The sequence below is a fragment of the Skermania piniformis genome (assembly GCF_019285775.1).
Lineage (GTDB): Bacteria > Actinomycetota > Actinomycetes > Mycobacteriales > Mycobacteriaceae > Skermania > Skermania pinensis.
In genome coordinates, this window is record NZ_CP079105.1 from 2,395,419 (window position 1) to 2,422,183 (window position 26,765).

The window sequence follows — 26,765 nt, forward strand, 5'->3', positions numbered from 1 at the left end:
CCGATCTCCGGTGCGGCTGCGGAACGGGGGTGCGGTTCATCGGTGAACTCCGTCCAGAATCGCCGGCAGGGCGGCCACGAACGACTCGGCCTGCGCGTCGGTGAGAATCAGCGGTGGCGCCAGCCGGATGACGTCCGGTGCGGCGGCGTTGACCAAGAAGCCCGCGTCCCGCGCGGACAGCTCCACCGCCCGGGCCTGCTCGGCGGTGAGCACGATGCCGAGCAACAGACCCGCCCCCCGAACATGATCGACCAGCGGGTGACCGGTCGATTCGATCCGATCTGCCAAGGTCTTGCCGAGCTCGTGCGCCCGCGACACCAGGTCGTCCGCGGCAACGGTGCGCAGCACCGCCAACGCGGCGGCGGCGCACACCGGGTTGCCGCCGAACGTACTGCCGTGGGTCCCCGGCGTGAGCAGGTCCGCAGCCGCACCGGTAGCGATGGTCGCACCGATCGGCAGCCCCCCGCCCAGGCCTTTGGCCAGCGTGATCACGTCCGGGACGATGCCGACCGCCTGGTGGGCATAGAACCACCCGGTGCGGCCGATCCCGGTCTGCACCTCGTCCAGGATCAGCAGCGCACCATGCCGGCTGGTGATCTCCCGGGCGGCGGCCAGATAGCCCTCCGGCGGGACGATCACCCCGCTTTCGCCCATGATCGGCTCCAGGATCACCGCCGCGGTTGCGTCGTCCACCGCGGCGGTCAGCGCGCGGGTGTCACCGAACGGAACATGCACCACGTCCGGTGGTAACGGCTCGAACGGCGCTCGTTTGGCAGGTTGCCCGGTGAGCGCCAGCGCGCCCATGGTCCGGCCGTGGAATGCCTTGTCCGCGGCGATGATCCGGGTCCGCCCGGTCAACCGGGAGATCTTGAACGCGGCCTCGTTCGCCTCGGCGCCGGAGTTGGCGAAGAACACCCGACCGGCGACGCCGAGCTCGCCGACCAGTCGCTCGGCCAACTCGATCGTGGGCTCGGTGGCGTACAGGTTGGAGGTGTGGCCCAGGGTGGCAAGCTGCGCGCCGACCGCCGCGGCGATCGCCGGGTGACCGTGCCCGAGCAGATTGACCGCGATCCCACCGAGCAGATCCAGATACTCGCGGCCGTCGGCATCCCAGACCACCGCGCCGGCCCCGCGGGTCAGTGCCACCGCCGGTACCCCGTAGTTGTCCATCAGCGCGTTCGACCAGCGCCGCTGCAACGCCGCCGTCGCGGAGTCGTTCCCGCCGGCGCCGCTCATGTCGGCGTCACCATCGTGCCGATCCCGGCACCGGTGAACAGCTCGAGCAACACCGAATGCGGTACTCGGCCGTCGATGACGTGCGCGCTGGGCACCCGACCGAGCACCGCCCGCAGACACGCCTCCATCTTCGGCACCATGCCCGCGGCCAACCGCGGAAGCACCTCCGCGAGCTGCCGAGCCGTGATCCGGGAGACCAACGAGCCGCGGTCGGGCCAAGCGGTGTACAGCCCCTCGACATCGGTGAGCATGATCAGCCGGGCCGCACCCAGTCCCTCGGCCAACGCCGCGGCCGCGGTATCGGCATTCACGTTGTGCACCACCCCGTCCACGTCCGGGGCGAGGGTGGACACCACCGGGATCCGGCCGGCGTGAATCAGGTCGTGCACCGCCGCGGGGTTCACCGCCGTCACGTCCCCGACCAGGCCGATATCGGTCGGCGCGCCGTCCACGTCGACGGTGCGCCGGGTCGCGGTGAACAGGTGCGCGTCCTCGCCGGTCAGGCCGACCGCGTACGGACCGTGCGCGTTGATCAGCCCGACCAGCTCCCGGCCGACCTGACCGAACAGCACCATCCGGGCCACATCCAGCACCTCGGGTGTGGTGACCCGGAAACCGCCCTGGAACGCCCCGTCCAGCCCGAGCCGGCGCAGCATCGCGCTGATCTGCGGACCGCCACCGTGCACCACCACCGGGTGCACCCCGACCGTGCGCAGGAACACCATGTCGGCGGCGAACGCGGCCTTCAGCGTGTCGTCGGTCATCGCGTTGCCGCCGTACTTGACCACGACGATCTTGTTGTGCAACTGCTGCAACCACGGCAACGCGTCGGCCAGGACATGCGCCTTCTGCTCGGCGGTCAGGTCGTCGATCACGAGCTGTAGGCCGAGTTCTCTTCGACGTAGCCGTGCGACAGATCGGTGGTCCGGATCGTGGCCGCACCGTCGCCGACGCCGAGGTCGATCCGGAGTGCGATATCCGGCCCGGACAGGTCCACCTCGCGCGCCCCGGGTACCCCGGCGCCGTCGGCAAAAACCGGTACGTCGTCGAACGACACGGTGATCCGGTCCGGCTCCAGCTGCACCGGCGCCATGCCGACCGCAGCCAGAACCCGGCCCCAGTTCGGATCGGAACCGAACAACGCCGTCTTCACCAGGCTGTCCCGCGCCACGGTCCGGGCGGCGGTGACCGCGTCCTCCTCGCTGGCCGCGCCCGTGACGGTCACGCTGACCCGCTTGGTGACACCCTCGGCGTCCGCCATCAGTTGCGCAGACAGATCGTCACACACCGCGAACACCGCGGCGTCGAGCTCCGCCTGCGGTACCGCCTGCCCGCTGGAACCGGACGCGAGCAGCAGCACGGTGTCGTTCGTGGAGCAGGCGCCGTCCACGTCGAGCCGATCGAAGGTCAGCCGAGTTGCCCCGCGCAACGCGTGATCGAGCTGGTCCGGCGTGGCGACCACGTCGGTGGTGAGCACCACCAACATGGTTGCCAACGACGGTGCGAGCATGCCGGCGCCCTTCGCCATGCCGCCCACGTTCCACCCGGCGTAATGCGCGGCCGCCTGCTTCGGGACGGTGTCCGTGGTCATGATCGCGTGCGCCGCATCGGTACCGCCGGACAGCCCACCGGCGAGCTCGTGCACGATCTCGGTGATTCCCGGCAGCACTTTGTCCATCGGCAACCGGTCGCCGATCAGGCCGGTGGAACACACCGCCACCTCGCCGGCACCGGTCTCGGTGCCCCAGTTGCTCAGCTCGCCGGCCAGTTGCTCGGCAGTTGCGTGCGTGTCCTGGAACCCGCCTGGGCCGGTGCAGGCGTTCGCCCCGCCCGAATTCAGCACCACGGCGCGTAATCGTCCGCTGCGCAATACCTGCTGCGACCACAACACCGGCGCGGCCCGCACCTGGTTGCGGGTGAAGACGCCGGCCGCCGCCAGATCGGGACCCTCGTTGAAGACCAAAGCCAAGTCCAGCGCGCCGGTCGGCTTGATCCCGGCAGCAATTCCCGCCGCCCGGAAGCCAGCGGCGGCGGTCACCCCTTGAGTACGAACCAGCCGCACAGTTCCATCGGTGCTCACGGCGCCACCCCCACGGTGCTCAAACCCTCGGTCTCGTCGAATCCGAGGGCCAGGTTCATGCATTGCACCGCGCCGCCGGCGGTGCCTTTGGTCAGGTTGTCGATCGCGGCGACCACGACCAGTTGGCCGGCGTCGGCGTCCACGGTGACGCCGAGCGACACGGTGTTGCTGCCGAGCACCGACCCGGTCTGCGGGAAGACGTTCGCCGGCAGCAGGTGCACGAACGGCTCGGCCCGGTAGGCGTCGGCATACACCGCGCGTGCCTCGTCGACGTCCACGGTGGTCACCGCAGTGCAGGTGGCCAGGATGCCGCGGGGCATCGGCGCGAGAATCGGGGTGAAGGACACGGTGACCGGTGTACCGGCCACCGCCGACAAGTTCTGCGCGATCTCCGGGGTGTGCCGGTGGACGCCACCGACCCCGTACGCGCCGACCGAACCCATCACCTCGGAGCCGAGCAGGTTCGGTTTGAGCGCCTTCCCCGCCCCGGACGTGCCGCTCACCGCGACCACGCTCACCCGCGGCGCCACGATTCCGGCCGCCACCGCCGGCGCCAGCGCGAGGCTGGCCGCCGTCGGGTAGCAACCCGGCACCGCGATCCGGCCGGCGCCGCGCAACCGCGCCCGCAGGCCGGGCAGCTCCGGCAACCCGTAGGGCCAGCTGCCGGCATGCACCCCGCCGTACCAGCGGGCCCAGGCCGTCGGGTCGGTCAGCCGGAAATCGGCACCGCAGTCGACGATCCGCGTCGACGGCGGCAGTTCGGCGGCCAGCTCGGCCGAGGCACCGTGCGGCAAGGCGAGAAATACCAGATCGTGCTGCCGCAGCGTCGCGACGTCGGTGGGTTCCAGCACCCGGTCGGCGAGCGGCACCAGGTGCGGCGAAATCGAGCCCAACCGCTCACCTGCATTGCCGGCCGCGCACAACGAACCCAGTTCCAGTCGGCCGTCGCGCAGGCCCGGATGCAGTAACAGCAGGCGCAGGATCTCGCCGCCGGCGTACCCGCTGGCACCGGCGACGGCTATCCGGATCGGCGAGCCACTCACACCATGATTATGCACGAATGTGCAATCTCATGCATTCGGGTTCGAGGCCCCGACCCGACGGGCGCTACTCGACGGTGAGCAACGCCAGCGTCGACTCGGCGGTGTAGAAGGGCTCCAGCCGGTCGCGAACCAACGTCGCCAATGCTCCGCTCGCCCGGGCTGCGTCCAAGATCGCCGGCCCGAAGCGGAGGATCTCCGCCGCGATGTCGTCGTTGCCGATGCCGAGGGCGGGCAGCAGCTCGGCCAGGCTGAGGTCGCCGTACCGCGCGAAGAAGACGTCGACGCATTCGACCACGGCCTCGCGCACATACGGCTTGTTCCGGCTGGTCAAGCCGACCTCACGAACGGCCCCCAGCAACCCGTCGAGCTCGTCCGCCGACATGTAGTCGCGGAGGCCGCTGATCGGTTCGTCCGCGTGCAGGTCCCAGACCTGCATCACCGCCGGCCGGGTCGACGGGTCGGCCAGCACGTCCCGGATCGCGTCGTTGGTCCGGCGCAGCGCGTATTGCGCGCCCTTGCCGGCCACGTCGCCGACCAGCCGGTCCGAGGCCTTGAGCACCCGCGACGCGGCACTCTGCCCGATCGCGAACATCGAGCCCACGCCCGGAATCTTCTCCGCCCGCTCCCGGCCCTGCTGCACGAAATCACCGACGATCTTGCTGACGAACAACGTCGCGAGTTCGGCGACCAGCGGGCTCTCGGTGAGCCGATCGAGCGCACGGTCGTGCAGCCGGCGCATCGACAGCACCTGCGTTACCAGCGCGTCGGCGGCGGCGCGGTCGACCAGGTCGCCCAAGCGATATTCCTCGGCCGCCGAATGTGCGTAGATCGCGTCGGCACAGGCGAGCACGACATCGCGGGCGATATCGCTGCCGCCGACCTGGTCGAGCAGTCGCAGCACCGTCTCCACCACATCGTCCGGTCGGACCACGTCGCGGGTCCGCATGCTCGCCCCGACGGCCACGACGTCGTCGACGTCCCGAGCGACGACCTCGGCGAACCGAGTTCCGTCCAGCTCGGCCAGGACGAATTCGACCTGGGCGTCAAGCAAACGTTGAGCGATCTGTTCCGCGGTCACCGGTTCTGTTCTCCCTGCTTCGGTTCGTTGGTTCCCGACTCGTGCTGCTGCATTTCAGCACGGATCCGCGCCAGCCGCTCATGCCCGGCCCGCTCACGCTCGGCCCACTGTTGCGCGGCGGAGCGACCGGCGGGTGTCTCTGCAGCCAACTCTTGGCCACCGATCGCGGTTCCCGCGCGACGTTCCACCTTGTCCCGAACGTTCTCGAAGGTCGGCACGCCCGCGTCGGTGTACTCGACGACCGGCGTCGCCGGCGGGGCGACCACCGGCGGCGGGGCCACGGCGGGCGGGACGGGTCCGGCCGCCGCAACCAGGCCCGCGAGGCCGGGCCGCCCGTCGGCGACCCGCCGGATCACCTCGAACACCTCCGTGTCGTCGGCGGCCCGGAGCCGGGCGATCACCTCGTCGATCTCGATCACGCACCGAGGCTACCCGCGCACGACAAGCGCGGTCGGAGTAGTGATGTCGGGGGTCGTGCTGGAAACAAGGCCGAAACGTCGGCTTGCAAGAATGACCGCGTGCATTTCAGTCCGGCCGACACCGAGAAGCTTCTGCTCGCCACCGCAGGGATGGTCGCCCGGGACCGGTTGGCTCGCGGCGTCCGGCTCAACTACCCGGAAGCGGTGGCGTTGCTGTCCACCTGGGTGATCGAGCAGGCCCGCGCCGGCAGCGCGGTCGACGAGCTGATGGTGGCCGGCCGGCGGGTGCTCACCCGCAGCCAGGTGATGGACGGGGTGCCGGAGATGCTGGCCGATGTGCAGGTGGAGGCGACGTTTCCGGACGGACGCAAACTCGTCACGCTGCACCACCCGATCGACTGACCACGAGAGGACCGTGATGTCCGGCAGCACCGACGGCCCGGGCGGTTATCGCATCCGGCCGGGCGAGATCGAACTCAACGCCGACCGCACCGAATCCGAGCGGATCAGCCTGGTGATCGAGAACACCGGAGACCGCCCGGTGCAGATCGGGTCGCACCTGCACCTGCCCGACGCCAACACCGCGTTGGCCTTCGACCGGGCGGCCGCCGCAGGGTTCCGGCTGGACGTCCCGTCCGGGACGTCGCAGCGGTTCGAACCCGGCGCGTCCCGCCGGGTGGACGCGGTGGCCCTGCGCGGCGCCCGGCGGGTGCCCGGCCTGCAGATCCGGGAAGGGAATCGGTAGATGGTGCGGATCGATCGGGCGCGCTACGCCGCGCTGTACGGCCCGACCACCGGCGATCGGGTACGGCTCGGCGACACCGACCTGTGGATCGAGATCGAGGACGACCGCACCGCCGGTGGCGAGGAGGCGGTGTTCGGCGGTGGCAAATCGATCCGCGAGTCGATGGCGCAGTCGACCCGCAGCCGCGCGGACGGTGCTCTGGACACGGTGATCACCAACGCGATCGTGCTGGACTGGTGGGGCATCATCCGCGCCGACATCGGCATTCGGGACGGCCGGATCGTCGGGTTGGGCCGGGCGGGTAATCCGGACATCGCGGACGGGGTCGACCCGGCGCTGGTGATCGGCCCGTGCACCGACGTGATCTCCGGCGAGGGCCGGATCGTCACCGCCGGCGCCATCGACTCGCACGTGCACCTGCTGTCGCCGTCGCAGATCCACGAGGCGCTGGCCACCGGGATCACCACGATCGTCGGCGGCGGCACCGGGCCGTCCGAGGGCTCCAAGGCCACCACGGTCACCCCCGGGCCGTGGCACCTGGCCGCCATGCACCGCGCGCTGGACCCTTTCCCGATCAACGTGCTGCTGCTCGGCAAGGGCAACACGGTGTCGTTGCCCGGGCTGGCCGAGCAGGCGTTGGGTGGCGCGGCCGGCTACAAGGTGCACGAGGACTGGGGGTCGACGCCGGCCGCGATCGATGCGGCGTTGCGCGCTGCGCAGGAATGGGGCCTGCAGGTCGCGCTGCATTCGGATTCGCTGAACGAGACCGGTTTCGTCGAATCGACGGTCGCCGCGATCGGCGGTCGCAGCATCCACGCCTTCCACGTCGAGGGTGCCGGCGGCGGGCATGCGCCGGATATCCTGTCGATCGCCGGACTGCCGAACGTGATTCCGGGCTCGACGAATCCGACGTTGCCGCACACGGTGAACACCGTTGCCGAGCATCTGGACATGCTGATGGTGTGCCATCACCTGAATCCGGCGGTGCCGGAGGACCTGGCGTTCGCCGAGTCCCGGATTCGGGCGACCACGATTGCCGCCGAAGACATTCTGCACGACATGGGCGCGCTGTCGATCACCTCGTCGGATGCGCAGGCGATGGGCCGGATCGGCGAGGTGATCACCCGGACCTGGCAGGTCGCGCACGTGATGAAGCAGCGCCGGGGTTCGTTGGGCGACGCGCTGCCGGCGGACAACGAACGCGCCCGCCGCTACGTCGCGAAGTACACGATCAACCCGGCGATCGGGCACGGCGTGGATTACGAGATCGGGTCGATCGAGGTCGGCAAGCTGGCCGACCTGGTGCTGTGGGAGCCGAAGTTCTTCGGGGTGCGCCCAGCCGTGGTGCTCAAGGGCGGCGGCCTCGTCTGGGCTGCCCTCGGCGACCCGAACGCGTCCATCCCGACCCCGCAGCCGGTGCTGATGCGCCCGGCGTTCCTGGACGCGACCGGCGCCGACCACAGCGTCAGCTTCGTCGCGCCGGCCGCGCTGGACGACGGCCTGGCCGACCGGTTGGGGCTGCGCCGACGGCTGGCGGCAGTACGCGATACCCGCGCGATCGGCAAGGCCGACCTGCGCAACAACGACGCGCTACCGGACATCGCGATCGAGCCGGACACGTTCGCGATCGCGATCGACGGCGAACCGGTGCAACCGGCGCCGGCCGCGGTGTTGCCGCTGGCCCAGCTGTATTCGATGTTCTGAGGATGTCGTCCTGAGGATGCCGCTGCCCGCACCCGCCTCGGTGACGCTGGCGATGGTGCTGGCCGATGCACGGCTGCCGGCCGGCGGGCACGCGCACTCGGCCGGGATCGAGCCGGCACTACAGGCCGGGTTGCCTGTTTCCGACGTCCCGGCGCTACTGCGCGGCCGGGTGGCGACCACCACGTCGGTGGACGCCGGCACGGCCGTGGTGGCCGGGCACCGGCGTCGGCTCGATCCGAACGCCGACCTGGCGCCGGTCGAGATAGCGTGGGCCGCACGGACGCTCAGCCCGGCGATGCGGAACGCCGCCCGGTTACAGGGTCGCGGGTTGACCCGGCTGGCCCGGCGACTCTGGCCCGAGCTCGTGCTGCCGGAGCGGGTGTCGCGGCCGGTGGTGCTCGGCGCGATCGCGGCAACGGCCGGGTTGCTCGCCGCGGACCTGGTCCGGCTGGTGATCTACGACGATCTGGCCACCGCGGCGGCCGCGCTGCTCAAGCTGGAACCGGGCGATCCGCTGGACGCGACCGCGCTGGTGCTGGCGCTGTGCGCCGAAGCCGACCACCGGGTAACCATGCTCGCCGCCCTGACCGACCCCGCGGACATCCCCGCCGCGGGCGCACCAGATGCCGAGGCGTGGGCAGAGGCGCACGCCCGATCCACCGGAAGGTTGTTCCGTGCCTGATGATTCGTCCACTTCCGACCGAGCGCTGCGGCTCGGCGTCGCCGGACCGGTCGGCACCGGAAAGTCGTCGCTGATCGCTACGATCTGCCGCGCGCTTGCCGACGAGATCCGGATCGGCGTGATCACCAACGACATCTACACCGACGAGGATGCCCGGTTCCTCCGGTCCGAGGGGGTGCTCGATCCCGATCGGATTCGGGCGGTGGAGACCGGCGCCTGTCCGCACACCGCGATCCGCGACGACGTCACCGCGAACCTGATGGCCGCCGAAGACCTGGAGCGCGACCACACGCCGCTGGATCTGGTGGTGATCGAGTCCGGCGGCGACAACCTGACCGCCACCTTCTCCCCCGCTCTGGTGGACGCGCAGATCTTCGTGCTCGACGTGGCCGGCGGCGGCGATGTCGCGCGCAAGGGTGGGCCGGGCATCGGCCGGGCCGACCTACTCGTCGTGAACAAGACCGACCTCGCGCCGTACGTGGGGGTGGACGTCCCGACGATGGTGGCCGACGCCCGCACCGCGCGGGACGACCGGCCGGTGCTCGCGCTGTCCCGCACCGACACCGAATCGGTTGCGGCACTGCGGCAGTGGGTGCTCGGTGTGCTAACCGCATATCGCGCGGGGCAGCATGTGCCGGTCGACCCGGGCCCGATGGCCCCACACTTCCACGCCGACGAGTCCGCACCCGGCGGCGGCTACACGCATACTCACGAAACCCACAGCCATGTCGGCGCGTCCGGGCATTCGCACGATTCGTGACCCCCGCCGAAACGCTGATCGCGGTCGACCGGGCCGAGCCACGCGCCGTCGTCGATCTGCGTGGTGGGACGCTGGTTCCCCGGCTGATCGACCGGACCCATCAGCACGTCCGGGTGGCGCTGGTGGCGGGCGGCGCACTGCTGCTGCCCGGCGATCGGGTACGTCTGCGGGTCCGGGTGGGTGCGGACTGCCACCTGGAGTTGGCGGACATCGGCGGCACTGTCGCCTACGGCTCTCCGGCGGGTGTGCCGGAAAGCGTCGCGGAATGGCGCACCGACATCGTCGTCGGCGCCGGCGGGTCGCTGGTCTGGCACGGGCTGCCGTTCGTCGTCGCCGATCGCGCGCACGTGCGGCGGACGACCACGCTCACCCTGTGCGGCGGCGACGCCACTGCCCTGGTCCGCGAGACGCTGGTGCTCGGCCGGACCGGCGAGTCGGGGGGCCGAATCGGCACCCGGACCTCGGTGACCCGTGCCGGAACACCCGTTCTCGTCGAACAGCTCGACGTAGCGGGCGCCGAGCCGACGCCCGGAATCCTCGGCACGGCCCGGGTGCTCGACACGGTCCTGGCGATGGGCTTCCCGATGGCGGCCGATCCAGCCGCAGCGGAGACGGTCGTGCTGGCACTCGACAGCAAGGACGCACTCGTCCGCTGGTCGGGTTCGGCAGCACACCACAGTCCCTTACCGAGGACGCGCACCTTCTGACCGCGCGCCGACGCCGTTCCCCGGGTGCGGCGCGGTGGGCGGATCCGGTCGGACCCCGCGGTAGATCCCCCGCCGCACGATGAGCGGCCACAGCAGCGTGTCGACCGACCACGACGGGAAACGAAACGACCGGCCCGCCGGCGCGAACACGTCCAAGCCGTCGGGTTGTGCGCCGAGCACCGATCCCCAGCGGTGCTCGGTCGGTCGATAGTTCCGCAGCCTGCGCCCGGCCAGGTGTGCCCGGACGTTGCGGGCCACCAATCGATCGGCGCGATTGCGTGCGGAGCTGCGCAACGGGTCGGTGGCCGCGACGTCGCCGACGGCGAATACCTCGGGCCGCCCGGGCACGCGAAGATCGGGCGCGACCCGGACGAACCCGTCCGGGTCGAGCAGCTCGGCCGGCAACCAGCCGGTATTCGGCGTCGCGCGGCCGATCGCCCAGACCACCGCGTCGGCGCGGACCGGTGACTGGCCGGTGGACCAGGCCACCGGTTCGCCGGTGATGCGATCGAGGTCGAAGCCGGCCGGCACGATCGCCCGATGCCCGGGGTGGATGCCGACCCCACGCTGCTCGAGCTTCCGCCGCACCGCGCGCCAGACCCGCGGATGGTGGGATCGCAACGCCGCATCACCGGGGAAGTAGAGATCGATCCGCTGCTCGGGCCACGCGAGCGCGCAGTTGCCGGCTACGCTCACCGCCGCCGCGCCCCCGCCGACGACGGCCACCGACCCGGCCGCGGCAAGCTGAGCGTGCGCGGCGCGCAACCCGGCGGCGACCTCGTCGGCGCGTTCCAGACCGGGACGGCGCCAGAATCCGTTACTCACACCGGTCGCGACGACGAGCGCGTCGTAATCCTCGGTCCGGCGCGGGCCGTCGGCCGCGTCGAGCAGCACGGTGCGAGCGTCGAGGTCGACTCCGGTCAGGGTGCCATGCACGATCCGCACCCGGTCCAGTCGACGGTAGCGACCGAACGGTACCCAATATCGCTCGGCCCACTCGTCCGGCCGGGCCAACCGGACACCCAGTTCTTGCCCGCTGACCAGTCCCGGCTTGGGCGAGATGCCGACCACATCCGCGTGTCGGGCGAGATGAATCGCGGTGAGCAGGCCGCTGTCCCCCAACCCGGCCACGATCACCCGGGACCGGCGGCCGGTCACCCGGCCACCCGGCGAGGCGGGCGGGGCACGAAGCGCGGAACCCGACCGATCACGTCGCGATACCCCGGCCGCCGTTCGAGACTGCGCTGCTCCATCATCGGGATGCTCGCGCCCTCGAACATCGCCAGCATCGCCGCCGCGCCGGCGAACAGCCACCACCGGTCGGCCGGCGCCGCCGCCACGCCGAACAGGGCCATCGAAACCCAGAAACCGAACTCGCCGAAATAGTTCGGATGCCGGGACCACGACCACAGGCCGCGATCCAGCACCTGGCCGGGCGCACGCCGACGGACGAACCGGTGCATCTGCTGGTCGGCGACGAACTCCAGCAGCACGGCGCCGAGCCCGACCACCGTCGCGACGATGTCGAGCCAGCCGATCCCGCGCGCACCGCCGTGCGAGACCACCACGTATGCGGGGACGGTCGCGAGGAACACCTGCAGGGTCGGGACCAGGTGGATCGCGACCAGGTCGACGGCCGCCTCGGCGCGCCCGGCCCGGCCCCTGAGCAACGGGTAGCGCCAATCCTCGTGCGCCAGGCCGGGCCAGGAATAGACCCAGTTGCCGGTCAGCCGTACCGCCCAGACCAGCATGACGCCGAGCATCAGCCAGCCCCGCGGATCGTCGGCGGGCAGGTCGCCGGACACCCACCAATAGATCGTGAGCGCGGGCGGCACGACGCTCCAGTAGGCGTCGTAGCAGCTGGAGTTCCGGTAGGCCCGACTGAACCCGAAGACCACCACGGTGCCGATCAGATCGGCGATCAGGGCGTCGAGCCACCGCCACTCGGTGTCGGGTCCGAACGCCAACCATGTCGCGGCGACACCGAAGGCCACGACATAGGCGACGGTGATGCGTGCCAGCGACGCCCGCTTGGACATGGAATGATCCTAGAACAAGTTCTAGTCGATCCCGCCGGCGTCGGGGCGAAGAACAGATCACCCGACCCCGATCCAGAGGTCTTGATCATTTCGGCTCCGGCCGAGCGAAGTGCAGCACTGAATCACCAGGTGCTACACTTCGATGATGCCGACCAGCCGCCCACGCCACGTGATCACGGAGACGGATCAGGTCGCCCGGGCGTTGGATGCCGCGGCGCGGCGGTGGCCGGACGATCGCGACCGGCGTGCCCGTTTGCTGTTGCGTCTGGTCGACGCCGGTCACCAGGCGTTGGCCGGTGCCGATGACGAACGGCGCGCGGCACGACTGGCAGCGATAAGCCGTACCCGCGGCTCGTTGACCGGGAGTTACGGCGCCGGCTACCTCGACGAGCTGCGCGCGGACCGGCCCGAATGATCGTGCTGGACGCGAGCGTGCTCATCGCCCACCTCGAGTCGGCTGATGTCCATCATGATCGGGCCACCGAACTCCTTGCCGATGCGGTCGAGGACCCGTGGGGCGCGAGCCCGATGACGCTGACCGAAGTCCTCGTCGGGCCGGCCCGGTCCGGCACTCTGAAGGCGGCTGAGGCGGCGATCGGCCTGCTCGAGATCGACGCTATCGACCTTCTCGACGATGCGCCCGTGCGCCTCGCTACCTTGCGTGCAACAACCCGACTCCGGTTGCCGGACTGCTGTGTTCTACTTGCCGCCATGACCACCGGAGCCGAGATGGCGACCTTCGACGATCGGCTTGCGGCCGCCGCAACCGAGCTCGGGTTGACCGTACGGAGCTGAGCCGACCCGTCAGGTCCGCAGCTCCGCCCCCAGCACCGCAGCCGCCGCGACCGCCGCATCCCGCGCCGAACTCGCGTCGTCCTCGGTGAGCGTGCGATCCGGCGCCCGGAACCGCATCGCGTAGGTGAGCGAGCGCCGACCTGCGCCGACCTGCTCGCCGGAGTACACGTCGAACAGGGCGATGTCGTCGAGCAGCGCCCCGGCACCGGACCGCAACGCCGCCTCCACCTCGGCGGCCGGCACGTCGGCCGGCACACTCACCGACAGGTCCTGCAGCACCGCCGGGTAGGTGGACACAACCGGGGCCGGCAACGTGCGGTCCAGCGGCAGCGCGTCCAGGTCCAGCTCGACCGCGCAGGTCCTCGCCGGCAGCCCGGCGCGTTCCAACACCGCCGGATGCAGCTCACCCGCGTGCCCGACGAGCACACCGTCGACCAGTAACTCCGCGCACCGGCCCGGATGCCACGGCAGATGTTGCGCGGCCCGACGGGTCAATCGCACCCCGGCCGCCGCGGCCACCGCATCGGCCGCGGCGAACGCGTCCGTCGCATCCGCGGCTCGGCCCGGCTCCCCCGGCCGGCGCGCCTCGCGCAACCCGGTCAGCACGATTCCGATGTGCGTCGGCTGGGCCGGTAACGACGCCACCAGCCGGGCGAGCTCCGCGTCGGTGGGTCGGCGGTCCACCGGCAGCGGCGGCACCGGGCCGGTGGTCGGTCCGGGTACCACGACCTGGGCAATCGCATAGATCGCCAGATCGCGACGACCGCGAGACACGTTGCGGGCGGTCACCTCCAGCAGGCCCGGCAGCAGTGTGGTGCCCAACGCCGGGCGCTCGGCGTCCAGCGGGTTCAGCACCGTCGCGACCTGCCGGCGCGGGTCGTCGGCGGCCAGGCCCCAGGTGTCGAACACGCTGGGCGCGATGAACTCCGGGGACGGCACCTCGACGTAACCGGCGTATGCGAGGGCCCGTCCGATCGCCCGGCGGCGCCGCTGCGCCGGGGTGAGCCCGCGGCCGGGCGGCGCAGCCGGCAGTACCGATGGGATCTGCTCCAGGCCCTCCAGTCGCAGGACTTCTTCGACCAGATCGGCCGGCTGCCTCAGGTCCGGTCGCCAACTCGGCGGGGTGACCAGCAGCTGGGCGTGACCGGCGTCGCTCACCGCGAACTCCAAGGTGCACCCGACCTGGGTGAGCCGACGCGCGGTGGTGCCGTTCGGATAGCCGACTCCGGCGACCCGGTCGGGCAGGTCGATGTCGAGCCGGATCGGCGGCGTCGGCGCGCGCTGCACCCGAACATCGGTCAACGTCGACTCGACCGTGCCGCCGGCAATCTCGGCCAACAGCGTCGCCGCCCGGTCCAGCGCAGCGACGTCGACCTCCGGGTCGACCTCCCGCTCGAACCGCTTGCTTGCCTCGGAGGTCAGCTTGTGCCGGCGGCCGGACCGGAACACCGCCAACGGATCCCAGGTCGCCGCCTCCAGCAACACGTCGGTGGTGTCCGGGCCGACCTCGGTGCTCGCCCCACCCATGATGCCGGCCAACGAGATCACCCCGGTGTCGTCGGCGATCACCACGTCCTCCGGGTCGAGCGTCCGCTCCACCTCGTCGAGGGTGCGCAGCGTCTCCCCCGACCGGGCCCGGCGGACCACCAGGTTGCCGTTCAGGTTGGCCGCGTCGAACGCATGCAGCGGCTGGCCGAACTCCAGCATCACGTAGTTGGTCACGTCCACCGCCGGTGAGATCGGCCGCATCCCGGCCAGCAGCAGCCGTCGTTGCAACCACCATGGGCTGACCGCGGCCGGATCGATCCCGACAACCCGTCGCAGCGCGAATCGGGTTGCCCCGGAATCCCGTTCCAGCCGTACCGGCCACGCCGACCGCTCGCTGCGGGGCAACCGGGGCACCGCCGGATCGACGAACTCCAGATCGAACCCGCAGGCCAACTCCCGGCACAGACCGCGAATGGAGAAGCAGTAACCGCGATCCGGGGTGATGTTCAGCTCGATCACCCCATCACCCAAGCCGAGTAGCGTGTTCGCGTCGTCGCCCGGGTCGGCCGAACCCGGCTCCAGCACCAGAATGCCGGAATGGTCGCGGCCGATACCCAATTCGGCCACCGAGCAGATCATTCCCTCCGACACCCGGCCGTAGGTGGTCCGGGCTGCGATCGCGAAATCGCCGGGCAACACCGCCCCGGGCAGTGCGATTACCACCAGGTCGCCGGCGACGAAATTCCGCGCCCCACAGACGATGCCGCGGAACTGCTGCTCGCCGGTGTCGACGTGGCAGTACCGGATCGGCTTCTTGAACTCGGTCAGCTCCTCGATATCGACCACCCGGCCGACCACCAGTCGGTCCGGCACCGGCGTCAGCTCGGTCAGCTCCTCGACCTCGAGACCCACCCGGACGAAACCGGCATCCAGCTCCGCCGGTGACACCGACCAGCCGGGATTCGCCCCGGCGAGGGTCTCGGTGAGCCACGACTGTGCTACCCGCACTTCGGTGATTCCTTCCCTACGCCCGCTCGGCCGGCAGTCAACAGCCGACCCCGAACGGCTCGGTGAACCGGACGTCGCCCTCGACGATGTCGCGCATGTCGGTGATCCCGTTGCGGAACTGCAGCGTTCGTTCCAGTCCCATCCCGAACGCAAACCCGGAGTGCACATCCGGGTCGATACCACAGGCGCGCAACACGTTCGGGTTCACCATGCCGCAACCGCCCCACTCCACCCAGCCGGCACCGCCCTTGCGCTGCGGGAACCAGACGTCGACCTCGGCCGACGGTTCGGTGAACGGGAAGTAGTTGGGCCGCATCCGAGTCCGCGAATCCGGCCCGAACAGCGCCCGGGCGAACGCATCCAACGTGCCACGCAGGTTTGCCATGGTCAGTCCCCGATCCACCGCCAGCCCCTCCACCTGGGAGAACACCGGGGTATGGGTGGCGTCGAGCTCGTCGGTGCGGAACGTGCGGCCCGGGCAGACCACGTAGATCGGTAGCTCTCGGGTCAGCATGGTGCGGATCTGCACCGGCGAGGTGTGCGTGCGCAGCACCTGCCGCGACCCCTCCGGCGCGATATGGAACGTGTCCTGCATGGTGCGCGCCGGATGGTCGGGCAGGAAATTCAGCGCGTCGAAATTGAAGTGTTCGGCCTCTACCTCGGGCCCCTCGGCGACCTCCCAGCCCATCCCGACGAAAACGTCGGCGATCTCCTCGGCGATCACCGTGATCGGATGCCGAGCGCCGCGCAACTGCCCCCGCACCGGCAGGGTGACATCGATCGTCTCGGCGATCAGCACGGCGGCGTCGCGCTCGGCCTCGAGTTCCGCCCGCCGGGCGTCGTAGGCCTGCGCGATCCGCGTTCGCGCCGCATTCACCCGCCGGCCGGCATCGGCCTTCTCCGCCTTGGGCAGGCCGCCGAGCGCGCGCCGAGCCAGCGCGACCGGCGCCTTGTCACCGAGGTGGCCGACCTTGGCCGGTGCCAGGCCGGCCAGATCGGGGGCGGCGGCGAACGCCCGCTCGGCTGCCGCCACGTCCGCGGCCAGCTGCGCGTCCGACAACGCCGGGTCGACCAGCTGCGTCTCGTCAGTCCCCACCGAACTCGCACTCCCGTCGTTCATTCACCCGGCCCGATTCCCCGAATACTAGGGGATCACTTTTGCCGCGTTCCCGCGCGTTTGCTTGCTTGCGCCCGGGCGGCGGCGTAGAGACAGATCGCGGCCGCAGCGGCGAGGTTGTAGCTCTCCGCTCGACCGCGGATCGGGAGCCGAATCCGGTGGTCGGCGCGGGCGATGACGGTGTCGGGCAGGCCGTGTGCTTCGTTGCCGAACAGCCAGGCGCTCGGGGCGGACAGCAGCTCGTCGGCGTCGTCCAGATCGGTCTCGCCGGCCGCGGCCGTGGCGAGCAATTGCAGACCGGTGCCGGCCGCGGCGTCCAGGGCGAGGTCGATGTCGCGCTCTCGGGCGATCGGCAGATGGAACACGCTGCCCGCTGAGGCGCGCACACACTTGCCGTTGTGCGGATCGACGCAATCTCCGGCGAAGACCACGCCGTGTGCGCCGACCGCATCCGCGATCCGGACGATGGTGCCAGCGTTGCCCGGGTCGGCAACCGCGACCGGAATCACGACCAACGGGCCGGCTGCCGCCTGAGCCGGCGGTACATCGAGGAGTCGACAGACGGCCACCAGACCCGGCGGCGTGACCGTCTCACCGAGTGCCCGGGCGGCCGCCTCGGTGATCTCGACGACCGGCACCCGTGCCGCCCGCGCTGCCGCAACCAGCTCGGCGTCGGCGTCGGCGGTGTGGAACAGCTCGGTGACCCGGCCCGCAGCCAGTGCGGCGCCGACCGCGTTGGGACCTTCGGCCAGAAACTCACCGGCCTTGCGCCGACCGGCCGATCGGTGCAGCTTGACCGCAGAAACGACCCGGGACGACCGCTGCGTGAGCGGGCTGAGCACGTCCCGCTCCGGCGTCCCGGGTCGCTGTGGCGTGCCGGTCAGGCAGCTTCCGTTTCAGCGGCGGCATCATCGTCGGCCGGGGCATTCACATCCGCCGGCAACGCGCGACGCGCGATCTCGACCAACCCGGTGAACGCAGCCGCATCGGACACTGCGAGCTCGGCAAGGATCTTGCGGTCGACCTCCACCCCGGCGATCTTGAGGCCCTGGATGAACCGGTTGTAGGTGATGTCGTTCGCCCGGGCGGCGGCGTTGATCCGGGTGATCCACAGCTTGCGGAAATCACCTTTGCGGGCCCGGCGGTCCCGATAGGCATAGTTCAGCGAATGCAGCTGCTGCTCTTTGGCCTTGCGGTAGAGCCGGGACCGCTGGCCCCGGTAGCCCTTGGAGGCTTCGAGGACGGAGCGGCGCTTCTTCTGGGCGTTGACGGAGCGCTTCACACGTGCCATCGGTCGAAATCCTTCTGGTCGGAAGCGGTGCAACGGCCGTGACGACCGGCCCGCTCGGGAGTCGGGGGACGAAGATCAGATGCCGAGCAGCCGGCGCACGCGCGGCACGTCGGCCGGGCTGACCGCCTCGGTGCCGTCCAGCCGGCGGGTGCGCCGGGTCGGCTTGTGCTCGAACAGGTGCCGCCGGTTCGCCTGCTGGCGGCGCAGCTTTCCGCTCCCGGTCACCTTGAACCGCTTCGCGGTGCCCTTGTGCGTCTTGTTCTTCGGCATGTCGTCTGCTGTCCGTTCTCGTGTGCTGGTGCGGGTGCTGCGGGGGTCAGCCGGGGGTACCGGCCGGGCCGGGCGACGGCGCCGCCGGTTCCCGGGAAGCCACCTGCGCGGCGCCTTGTTGCGCGCGGGCGCGCGTCTTCGCGCCCTTGTGCGGGGCCAGGACCATGGTCATATTGCGGCCGTCTTGCTTGGCCGAGGTCTCGACGAAGCCCAGATCGGCGACGTCGGCGGCCAGCCGCTGCAGCAGCCGGAAGCCGAGCTCCGGCCGGGACTGCTCGCGGCCGCGGAACATGATCGTCACCTTGACCTTCGACCCGGCTTCGAGGAACCGCACCACATTGCGCTTCTTGGTCTCGTAGTCGTGGTCGTCGATCTTCGGGCGGAGCTTCTGCTCCTTGATCACTGTCTGCTGTTGATTTTTGCGAGACTCGCGCGCCTTCTGCGCCGTTTCGTACTTGAACTTCCCGTAGTCCATGATCTTGCAGACCGGTGGGCGGGCGTCCGGAGCAACCTCGACGAGGTCGAGATCGGCTTCCAAGGCAACGCGGAGCGCATCCTCAACACGCACGATCCCAACCTGCTCACCGCCCGGTCCGATGAGCCGGACCTCGGGAACTCGGATGCGATCGTTGATGCGGGTCTCAGTGCTGATGGGGCCTCCTAGGTTCGGCTGTCGGGCGACAACCGGTGCAGCATGGGGTGAGCGCCACCAACAACGAGACCCCGCTGCGCCGTGTCAACCACACGGCGTGACGGGGTCCGATGCCGACCGGTCAGCACGCGCAACGCCGAAGCAGCTGCATACATTCCCGGCGGAGGCCGGGTGACCGGACCGTTGATCAGCAATCAAACCTCAGCTGCAACGGTGGGAGCGGACTCCACTTTGCTGCCCGCGACATCGTCACAGGCGGTCGTCGAGGACCAGACTAGCATTCGCGGCATGACCGACCCAGCGCTCCCGCCCGAGGATGTCCTGCCCGTTCGCGACCTGGCCGACATTCCCGCCGTGGAAGTGATCAGCCGCGCCGCCGTGCTGCTGATGAGTTCGGCGGCCGAGAAGCTGGGGCTGGCCGCCGCCGATCCGGATACCGCACCGCGTCGAGACCTGGACGAAGCGCGCCGGGTGATCACCGCCCTGGCCGGCCTGGTCACCGCATCGGCGGAGTACCTCGGCCCGCACGCCGGCCCGCTGCGCGACGGGGTGCGTTCGCTGCAGCACGCGTTCCGAGAAGCGTCGGCCTATCCGGACGAGCCGGGCAAAGGCCCCGGCGAGAAGTTCACCGGCCCGGTCCGCTGACCGCTCAGCGGAACGCGACCGCGGTATCCAGCAGGTCCCGGGTGCGTCGGTGCGCAGCGAGCAGCGTCCGGACCGGACCGAGAATCTGCGTCTGCACGCTCGCCTCGATCGCCGCGTCCAACCGTTTGCGCACCATCGCTTTGCGCCGACGACCGCCGCGCCGGGCCGCGAGCCGGACCAGACCGGCGAGCAGCAACCCGGCCGCCAACCCGGCCGCGAGCAGCAGCGTGGGATACGGCACCGGTCCGACCGCCGGCGTGGTCACCCGGATCTGCAGCCAGCCGAGCACCATCAGCGCGATCAGCCAGCCGACACCGGCGACCGCCGCCAGCGCGAACACCCGCTGCAGCAGCCAGGCCAGCCGCCACCAATACGGCCGCCGACCGCCGAGCGGAGTGTTCACGATCGCCTGATCCAACCGCTCGGCGACCCGGTCGCCCGGCGGAACCGCGGCAGCGGCGACCGCATCGGCCCAGCGATGCGGTAACCCCACCGTGATCTGATCGGTCAACTTCCCGGTCGCCAGATCCACCTCGGCCCGTTGCGCGGCGGTGGGCGGGGCGAGCGACGAGCGCCGCAGGACCGGCTCCACCTCGCCCGCCGACCGGTCGGCGTTCGCCACCGCCTCCGGTCGGCGCAGACCCAGCCGACGGATCGGGTCGGGGCGGAGCCGACGCAGCCAGCCCGCGAACGGCCAACCACCGGCCGCGATGGCCTGGTCGCGATAGTCCCGTTCCACCGCAGTGAGCACCACCGGAACCCCGGCGGCGTCGCCCAGCGCGCCGACCAATCGACGGTCGGCCCCGTCGTCGAGATCCGGCTCGGTGTCCCCGACTCCCGCCCGCAACTCGGCGGCAACGGCGCGGACATCGGCGAGCAACCGTTGTTCCGCGGCGTTGCGCTGCTGGACCACGCCGGCAATCGCGCCGACCAGATCGTCGGCGCCACCGGGGGTGACCGCCGACGTGGGCAAGACGGTCACCTCGGTCAGCCCGTCTGCGGTCAGCAACCGCCGCAGGTCGCGCAGACACTGGGCCAGCGCCCCCGCCGGAAGCCGATCCGCCTGATTCAGCGCAACCACGGTCACCGCCGCGTGGCCGGACAGCCGGCTCAGATACCGGTCGTGCAGCACCGCATCGGCGTACTTCTGCGGGTCGGTGACCCAGACGAACACGTCGCACAGCTCCAGCACCCGATCGGCCTCGGCCCGGTTGGCCGCCTCTCGTGAATCGAAGTCGGGCAGGTCGAGCAACAGCAATCCGTCCAGCCGAGCCGCATTCGGGCCGTCCGGTGGCTGCTGGTGGCTGTGTCCGACACCGAGCCAATCCAGCAACGGGGCCGACGCGTGCGCGCCCCACACCGCGGCGGTCGGCGTGGACGTCGTCGGTCGCCGCGCCCCCACCGTCGCCACATCACTGCCGACCAGCGCGTTGAACAGGCTGGACTTGCCGCTGCCGGTGGCGCCGGCGAGCGCGACCACGGTGCGGCCCGCGCCGATCGCCAATCGCTCGTCGAGCTTGTGCACCAGGTCGTTCGCCGCCGCGACCGATACCGGGTCGAGCCGGTCACCACCGACCTCGAGCGCATCGCCGAGCGCCGCCGTCCGACGCCGCAGATCGTCACGATCCACGGCGGCATGGGCGGGTTCGGTCCGGCCGAAGATCTTCATCGGGCTGCCTCCAGCTCGGTGATCGCCGCCTGCAATCGAGCTCCGGCATCGTCGGCGAGCTCGAGCCGATCCAGCACGTCGGCATAGCGCTGCCGCTCGTCTTCGAGCACCCCGTCGGCGCGGTCGTAGAGCAACTGTTTGGCCTGCTTGGCCAATCCGCGCATCGCCTGCTCGCCGATCACTGCTTCGAGCAACCGCTGGGCCAACACCGAGGAACCGCCGGCAATGCCGATCTCGGCGCCGGTCAGCCCACCGGTGACCGAGAACACCGCGATCATCGCGACCGCCCCGGCGCCGTTGACCCCCAAGGCCAGAAAGCGGGCTGCGGCCTTCTTGTCGCCCGCCTGGTCATGCACCAATTGCAGCAGCTCGGCCTGCCAGTCACGCACGTCGGTCCGGACCCGCTCCTCGATATCCGGCGACGACCGGGCCAACGCCGGATCGGCCTCCAGCAGCTCGAGACCACCGGACAACGAGCGCCAGTCCCGCCCGGTCTGCCCGGCCGCGCCTTGTGCCTGCGCCAGCAGCAGTGCGGCGACGCCGGACTGCAGCGCGCCGTCCAGTCGATCGACCTCCGGCGGCACCGGCGCGCTCTTGCCGCGCAGCAGTGCGGCCAATCGGTCCCGGGCGCGGCCTACGCCGCGTTCGATCGACCGGAAGAACTCGCCGGTGCCGACGATCTCGTGCCAGCGGGCCATCACCTCGCCGCGTAACAATGTCCCGTCGTCCAGCCCGACCCGCACCCCCTCCGCAGCCCGGGCGTAGTTGGTGACCGCGGTGGCCCATAACTCACCCGACGCTGCGACCTGTTCGTCGGCCGCATAACCGACCGATCCGACGCGCTCGGGCAACGATGCCAGGGCGCCCTGCAACGTCTGCCGAATCACGTCGGCGCGGGCGCGGGCGTCGCTGCCGAGCTTGGTCAACCACGCATGCAACGGCTGGATCTCGGGGACGGGCAGCAGCCGACCGGGGTCCAACGCGACCTCGTGCACGACGAAGATCGGCGCGTCGCCGAGACCTTGGTCGGCCAGCATCGAGGCCAGATGGGCGCGGATCTCGTCGACCGCATCCGGCGCGATCCGATCCAGCACGATCGCGACCGCGGTGCCGCGTTCGGCGCAGGCCCGCAACAATTCCCAAGGCACCGCGTCGGCGTACCGCGCGGCGGTGGTGACGAACAGCCAGAGGTCGGCGGCGGCCAGCAGCTGCCGGGAGAGGTTGCGATTGGCCGAAACCACCGAGTCCACATCCGGTGCATCCAGGAGCGCGATGCCTTGCGGCAGCTCCGCGGTGGCGACCAATCGCATCGCCCGCTGATCTTCGTCGCCGCCGGTGTCGCCGGTGAGCCGGACCAGATCCGGCAGGATTCGATCCCCACGGAACCACTGCTCGTCGGCCGGGTGATGCACCAGGACCGAAGCGCGGGTGGTCGGCCGGATCACCCCGCTGCGACTGACCACCGAACCGACCAGCGAGTTCACCAGGGTCGACTTGCCGGCTCCGGTGGACCCACCCACCACCGCGAGCAACGGCGCGTCCAGAGCGGAAAGCCGGGGCAACAGGTAATCGTCGAGCTGATGCAACAGCTCGCCACGGACGATCCGGGCCGCGGGCGCCGAGCCGAGCTCCAGCGGTAGCCGGGTCCGCTCCAACTCCGTTCGTAGGCCCGTCACGGCAGCGAGCAGTCGAGCAGTGTCGGGTGGAGCGGTCACGCCCATAGCATGCCTGCCCGCCGGGCGAGCGCGGCGAGCAACGCGAAAAGCCATGTCGGCGTGTCGGTCGAGCACCGCGCGGCGCGTGCAGGCACGCAGGTCCGGCGGTGCACCGATAGCCCTCCGGGCATTGGACCATGCAGAGCCTATTGGAGACCGCTGACTTGGCCACCTGTCAAGGTCGACAAAAGGCGACAAAACGGCATTGCCTCGATATAGTGTGATCTGCAACACCTAAACAAACTTCAAGTTGCAGAACGTTTGCCACCTAGTAGACGTGGGTCTGTAAAAGCGATCGAACTCGCCGACGCATTCCCCGGGGGAAGGTGCTCATCGTGGCTGGTCTACCTATGGCGTTTCGCGAACCGACAGCCCTGCTTCCGGTGAGCGAACCTGCCGCGCCCATTCCGGCGGCGATCCTCGGACGGGCGGCACTGGTCGAGCCGACGGCGCTGCTCGAGCCCGCAGCGCTGCTCGGGTTGGCCGACGGTGCCGACTCTGCCGTCGATCGGCTGGCTCCCCTACTCGCCGCGCTGTGCATCGCCTTGACTGTGCTGATCTGCCTGATCTGACGGCGGGGGTCGTCAGTCCAGCACGCTCCGCAGGAACTCGCCGGTGTAGCTCTCCGTCATGTCTGCGATCTGCTCCGGGGTCCCCTGTCCGACCACTGTGCCGCCGCCCGAACCACCCTCCGGACCCATGTCGATCACCCAGTCGGATGTCTTGATCACATCCAGATTGTGTTCGATCACGATCACGGTGTTCCCCTTGTCCACCAGTCCGTTCACCACCCCCAACAGTTTGCGGATGTCCTCGAAATGCAGGCCGGTGGTCGGCTCGTCGAGGATGTAGACGGTGCGACCGGTCGAACGCTTCTGCAACTCGGCAGCCAGCTTGACCCGTTGCGCCTCACCGCCGGACAACGTCGGTGCCGGCTGCCCCAACCGGACGTAGCCGAGCCCGACATCGACCAGTGTCGCCAGATACCGGTGGATCGAGGTGACCGGCCGGAAGAACTCCGCCGCTTCCTCGATCGGCAGATCCAGCACTTCGGCGATGGTTTTCCCCTTGTAGTGCACGTCGAGCGTTTCCCGGTTGTATCGGGCGCCGTGGCACACCTCGCACGGGACGTACACGTCCGGCAGGAAGTTCATCTCGATCTTCAACGTGCCGTCACCCGAACACGCCTCGCAGCGACCGCCTTTGACGTTGAACGAGAATCGGCCGGGCTGGTAGCCACGTACCTTCGCCTCGGTGGTCGCCGCGAAGAGGGTGCGAATCTTGTCGAACACCCCCGTGTAGGTGGCCGGATTGGAGCGCGGGGTACGACCGATCGGCGATTGGTCCACCTGAACCAACTTGTCCAACTGGTCCAGCCCGTTCACCCGGGTATGCCGCCCGGGCACCTGCCGCGCCCCGTTCAGCTTGTTCGCCATCACCGTGGCGAGGATGTCGTTGACCAGCGTCGACTTGCCCGATCCGGACACTCCGGTGACCGCGGTCAACACGCCGAGCGGAAAGGCCACATCGATGTCGCGCAGGTTGTGCTCGCGCGCACCGACCACGGTGATCTGCCGCTTCTTGCTGATCGTCCGCCGCACCGCCGGCACCGGGATGGTCGAGCGCCCGGCCAGATAGGCGCCGGTGAGCGACGTCGGCTCGGTGAGCAGCTCCCGGTAGGGACCGCTGTGCACTACCCGGCCACCGTGCTCGCCGGCCAGCGGACCGATATCGACCACCCAGTCCGAGGCGCGAATGGTGTCCTCGTCGTGCTCGACCACGATCAGCGTGTTGCCCAGGTCGCGCAGTCGGGTGAGGGTCTCGATCAGCCGCCGGTTGTCCCGCTGGTGCAGCCCGATCGACGGCTCGTCGAGCACGTACAGCACCCCGACCAAACCGGACCCGATCTGGGTGGCCAGCCGGATTCGCTGCGCCTCACCACCGGAGAGCGTGCCGGCCGCACGGGACAACGACAGATATTCCAGCCCCACGTCCAGCAGGAAACCGAGCCGAGCCTGCACCTCCTTGAGCACCTGACCGGCGATCGCCTCCTCCCGGGCGCCGAGCGTGAGCTGGTTCAAGAAGTCGGCGCACTCGGCAATGGACAGCTCGGCAACCTCGGCGATGGAGAAGCGACGCTCCCCCGCGGCGATCGTCACAGCCAGGATCTCGGGCCGCAGTCGGGCACCATGGCATGCCGGGCACGGCACGTCCCGCAGATAGCCGTCGTATCGCTCCTTCATCTGCTCGGATTCGGTCGACTCCATCCGGCGCTGCAGGAACGGCAGCACTCCCTCGAAGTCGGCGTAGTACGAGCGGACCCGGCCGTACCGGTTGCGATACTTGACGTGTACCTGGTCGGGGCTGCCCTCCAGAATCGCCTTGCGCGCCTTCGCCGGCAGCCGCTGCCACGACGTATCCATCGAAAAGCCGAGGACATCGGCGAGGCCGGCCAGCAGCCGGCCGAAATACTCCGCATTGTGCCCGCCCGACCACGGCGCAATCGCGCCCTCGGCCAGACTGAGCTGCGGATCCGGCACCACCAGGTCCGGATCGACCTCCTTGCGGATACCCAGTCCGGCGCACTCCGGGCAGGCGCCGTACGGCGAATTGAACGAAAACGACCGCGGTTCCAGATCATCGATGTCCAGCGGATGCGCGTTCGGACACGCCAGACGCTCGGAGAAGCGGCGTTCCCGGTCGGCCGCGTCCGTATCCGACGCGTCACCCGTCTCGGCCCGGTCGACGAAATCGAGCACGACCACGCCGTCGGCGAGCCGCAGCGCCGTCTCCACCGAATCGGTGAGCCGCTGCTTGGCGCTCGCTTTCACGGTCAGCCGGTCGACCACCACCTCGATATCGTGCTTCTCCTGCTTACGCAGCTTCGGCGGGTCGGTCAGCTGATGCACCACCCCGTCGACCCGAACCCGGGCATAGCCCTGCGCGTTGAGCTGCTCGAACAGATCGACGAACTCGCCCTTGCGGGTACGCACGACCGGCGCCAGCACCTGGAACTTGGTGCCGTCCGGCATCGCCAGCACCTGATCGACGATCTGCTGTGGCGTCTGCTTGGCGATCTGCTCGCCACATACCGGACAATGCGGCGTACCCGCCCGGGCATAGAGCAACCGGAGATAGTCGTAGACCTCGGTGATCGTGCCGACCGTCGAACGGGGATTGCGATTGGTCGACTTCTGATCGATCGACACCGCTGGGGACAGGCCCTCGATGAAGTCGACATCCGGCTTGTCCATCTGGCCGAGAAACTGCCGCGCATATGCCGACAGCGACTCGACATAACGGCGCTGCCCCTCGGCGAAGATCGTGTCGAATGCAAGACTGGACTTGCCCGATCCGGACAGCCCGGTGAACACAATCAGGCTGTCCCGGGGCAGGTCCAGATCGACGCTGCGCAGGTTGTGTTCTCGCGCGCCACGCACGATCAGCCGCTGGCCCGCCGGTTGTCGTCTGCCGGTTCCGCGGCCGTTCCGCTGTCCTGCCACCGACCGTCCCTTCCCGCTGATTTCTCGAGGTCCTGATCTCGCTCGCCATGCTATGTCCGGCCACCGACAGGTGTACGCCGCCGCCGACCGGAGCGCCCGGACCGACGGTAGCCTGCACG

27 protein-coding genes are annotated in these 26,765 nt (G+C 70.1%); 10 read left to right on the forward strand and 17 right to left on the reverse strand.

Features of this window, described 5'->3' with window-relative positions; all coding sequences use genetic code 11:
• Positions 1–36 precede the first annotated feature (36 nt).
• From KV203_RS11150 to KV203_RS11175, 6 genes are all read right to left on the reverse strand, one after another.
• A complete protein-coding gene (locus KV203_RS11150; RefSeq protein ID WP_066470628.1) occupies positions 37–1,236 on the reverse strand; it encodes an acetylornithine transaminase in 1,200 nt (399 codons plus the stop codon).
• Positions 1,233–2,111: an acetylglutamate kinase gene (argB, locus tag KV203_RS11155; RefSeq protein WP_066470629.1), complete on the reverse strand. Its 879-nt coding sequence runs from the start codon at positions 2,109–2,111 to the stop codon at positions 1,233–1,235. The genes KV203_RS11150 and argB overlap by 4 nt, the downstream gene beginning before the upstream one ends.
• Positions 2,108–3,316, reverse strand: coding sequence for a bifunctional glutamate N-acetyltransferase/amino-acid acetyltransferase ArgJ (argJ, locus tag KV203_RS11160; RefSeq protein WP_066470631.1), 1,209 nt, complete (start codon positions 3,314–3,316; stop codon positions 2,108–2,110). The genes argB and argJ overlap by 4 nt, the downstream gene beginning before the upstream one ends.
• On the reverse strand, positions 3,313–4,359 hold the full coding sequence (gene argC / locus KV203_RS11165) for an N-acetyl-gamma-glutamyl-phosphate reductase (protein ID WP_246600121.1): 1,047 nt from the start codon (positions 4,357–4,359) through the stop codon (positions 3,313–3,315). The genes argJ and argC overlap by 4 nt, the downstream gene beginning before the upstream one ends.
• A 64-nt stretch (positions 4,360–4,423) precedes the next feature.
• A complete protein-coding gene (locus tag KV203_RS11170) occupies positions 4,424–5,437 on the reverse strand; it encodes a hypothetical protein (protein WP_066470635.1) in 1,014 nt (337 codons plus the stop codon).
• Complete coding sequence (locus KV203_RS11175) at positions 5,434–5,856, reverse strand: hypothetical protein (protein WP_246600122.1); 423 nt, start codon at positions 5,854–5,856, stop codon at positions 5,434–5,436. The genes KV203_RS11170 and KV203_RS11175 overlap by 4 nt, the downstream gene beginning before the upstream one ends.
• A 150-nt stretch (positions 5,857–6,006) precedes the next feature.
• On the opposite strand from KV203_RS11175, the gene KV203_RS11180 reads away from it, so the two are divergent.
• Genes KV203_RS11180 through KV203_RS11205 form a run of 6 tightly spaced genes read left to right on the forward strand, consistent with a single transcriptional unit; the run spans position 6,007 to position 10,454 of the window.
• Positions 6,007–6,258 carry an urease subunit gamma gene (locus KV203_RS11180; RefSeq protein ID WP_066470913.1) on the forward strand — a complete coding sequence of 84 codons (252 nt, stop codon included), beginning with the start codon at positions 6,007–6,009 and terminating at the stop codon, positions 6,256–6,258.
• 16 nt (positions 6,259–6,274) lie between these two features.
• On the forward strand, positions 6,275–6,601 hold the full coding sequence (gene ureB, locus KV203_RS11185; protein WP_217995982.1) for an urease subunit beta: 327 nt from the start codon (positions 6,275–6,277) through the stop codon (positions 6,599–6,601).
• The gene (locus tag KV203_RS11190) at positions 6,602–8,305 is read left to right on the forward strand and encodes an urease subunit alpha (protein WP_174522051.1); all 1,704 of its coding nucleotides are present in this window, start codon (positions 6,602–6,604) and stop codon (positions 8,303–8,305) included.
• A gap of 16 nt (positions 8,306–8,321) precedes the next feature.
• Positions 8,322–8,987 (forward strand): urease accessory protein UreF, encoded by a 666-nt coding sequence (locus KV203_RS11195; protein WP_066470638.1) that lies wholly within the window; start codon positions 8,322–8,324, stop codon positions 8,985–8,987.
• Complete coding sequence (gene ureG, locus KV203_RS11200) at positions 8,929–9,747, forward strand: urease accessory protein UreG (RefSeq protein ID WP_157079809.1); 819 nt, start codon at positions 8,929–8,931, stop codon at positions 9,745–9,747. Before KV203_RS11195 ends, ureG begins: the two co-directional genes overlap by 59 nt.
• Positions 9,744–10,454 (forward strand): urease accessory protein UreD, encoded by a 711-nt coding sequence (locus tag KV203_RS11205; protein WP_246600123.1) that lies wholly within the window; start codon positions 9,744–9,746, stop codon positions 10,452–10,454. The genes ureG and KV203_RS11205 overlap by 4 nt, the downstream gene beginning before the upstream one ends.
• Here the strand turns inward: KV203_RS11205 and KV203_RS19645 are convergent.
• Both KV203_RS19645 and KV203_RS19650 read right to left on the reverse strand, forming a co-directional pair.
• Positions 10,431–11,612, reverse strand: a complete 1,182-nt coding sequence (locus KV203_RS19645; protein ID WP_066470650.1) for an FAD-dependent oxidoreductase — start codon at positions 11,610–11,612, stop codon at positions 10,431–10,433. The two genes, KV203_RS11205 and KV203_RS19645, sit on opposite strands and share 24 nt — an antisense overlap.
• Positions 11,609–12,493, reverse strand: a complete 885-nt coding sequence (locus tag KV203_RS19650; protein ID WP_066470652.1) for a DUF1295 domain-containing protein — start codon at positions 12,491–12,493, stop codon at positions 11,609–11,611. Before KV203_RS19650 ends, KV203_RS19645 begins: the two co-directional genes overlap by 4 nt.
• A gap of 145 nt (positions 12,494–12,638) precedes the next feature.
• On the opposite strand from KV203_RS19650, the gene KV203_RS11215 reads away from it, so the two are divergent.
• Positions 12,639–12,908 (forward strand): hypothetical protein, encoded by a 270-nt coding sequence (locus tag KV203_RS11215; protein ID WP_066470654.1) that lies wholly within the window; start codon positions 12,639–12,641, stop codon positions 12,906–12,908.
• A complete protein-coding gene (locus KV203_RS11220; protein ID WP_066470657.1) occupies positions 12,905–13,288 on the forward strand; it encodes a type II toxin-antitoxin system VapC family toxin in 384 nt (127 codons plus the stop codon). The genes KV203_RS11215 and KV203_RS11220 overlap by 4 nt, the downstream gene beginning before the upstream one ends.
• 9 nt (positions 13,289–13,297) lie before the next feature.
• Here KV203_RS11220 and pheT read toward each other — a convergent pair whose 3' ends face one another.
• The 6 genes from pheT to infC all read right to left on the reverse strand — a co-directional run bounded on the left by pheT (position 13,298) and on the right by infC (position 19,114).
• A complete protein-coding gene (gene pheT / locus KV203_RS11225) occupies positions 13,298–15,784 on the reverse strand; it encodes a phenylalanine--tRNA ligase subunit beta (RefSeq protein ID WP_066470659.1) in 2,487 nt (828 codons plus the stop codon).
• A gap of 37 nt (positions 15,785–15,821) precedes the next feature.
• Entirely contained in the window at positions 15,822–16,904 is a 1,083-nt protein-coding gene (gene pheS / locus KV203_RS11230; protein WP_066470661.1) for a phenylalanine--tRNA ligase subunit alpha, read from the reverse strand.
• A gap of 32 nt (positions 16,905–16,936) precedes the next feature.
• Positions 16,937–17,743, reverse strand: a complete 807-nt coding sequence (locus KV203_RS11235) for a TrmH family RNA methyltransferase (RefSeq protein WP_066470663.1) — start codon at positions 17,741–17,743, stop codon at positions 16,937–16,939.
• A 38-nt stretch (positions 17,744–17,781) separates the two neighbouring features.
• Positions 17,782–18,192, reverse strand: a complete 411-nt coding sequence (gene rplT, locus KV203_RS11240; protein WP_066470664.1) for a 50S ribosomal protein L20 — start codon at positions 18,190–18,192, stop codon at positions 17,782–17,784.
• A gap of 75 nt (positions 18,193–18,267) precedes the next feature.
• The gene (gene rpmI, locus KV203_RS11245) at positions 18,268–18,462 is read right to left on the reverse strand and encodes a 50S ribosomal protein L35 (protein WP_066470670.1); all 195 of its coding nucleotides are present in this window, start codon (positions 18,460–18,462) and stop codon (positions 18,268–18,270) included.
• Positions 18,463–18,508: 46 nt separating this feature from the next.
• Entirely contained in the window at positions 18,509–19,114 is a 606-nt protein-coding gene (gene infC / locus KV203_RS11250) for a translation initiation factor IF-3 (RefSeq protein WP_083530063.1), read from the reverse strand.
• A 288-nt stretch (positions 19,115–19,402) separates the two neighbouring features.
• On the opposite strand from infC, the gene KV203_RS11255 reads away from it, so the two are divergent.
• Complete coding sequence (locus tag KV203_RS11255) at positions 19,403–19,759, forward strand: DUF1844 domain-containing protein (RefSeq protein WP_066470675.1); 357 nt, start codon at positions 19,403–19,405, stop codon at positions 19,757–19,759.
• A 4-nt stretch (positions 19,760–19,763) separates the two neighbouring features.
• Here the strand turns inward: KV203_RS11255 and KV203_RS11260 are convergent, their stop codons facing one another.
• Both KV203_RS11260 and KV203_RS11265 read right to left on the reverse strand, forming a co-directional pair.
• Complete coding sequence (locus KV203_RS11260; RefSeq protein WP_083530064.1) at positions 19,764–21,428, reverse strand: GTPase; 1,665 nt, start codon at positions 21,426–21,428, stop codon at positions 19,764–19,766.
• Positions 21,425–23,143, reverse strand: coding sequence for a dynamin family protein (locus KV203_RS11265; RefSeq protein ID WP_217995984.1), 1,719 nt, complete (start codon positions 23,141–23,143; stop codon positions 21,425–21,427). Before KV203_RS11265 ends, KV203_RS11260 begins: the two co-directional genes overlap by 4 nt.
• A gap of 335 nt (positions 23,144–23,478) precedes the next feature.
• Here KV203_RS11265 and KV203_RS11270 point away from each other — a divergent pair, with 335 nt between their 5' ends.
• The gene (locus KV203_RS11270; RefSeq protein WP_157079810.1) at positions 23,479–23,715 is read left to right on the forward strand and encodes a hypothetical protein; all 237 of its coding nucleotides are present in this window, start codon (positions 23,479–23,481) and stop codon (positions 23,713–23,715) included.
• Positions 23,716–23,727: 12 nt separating this feature from the next.
• On the opposite strand, the gene uvrA is transcribed toward KV203_RS11270, so the two are convergent.
• Entirely contained in the window at positions 23,728–26,646 is a 2,919-nt protein-coding gene (gene uvrA, locus KV203_RS11275; protein ID WP_083530065.1) for an excinuclease ABC subunit UvrA, read from the reverse strand.
• Positions 26,647–26,765: the final 119 nt, after the last annotated feature.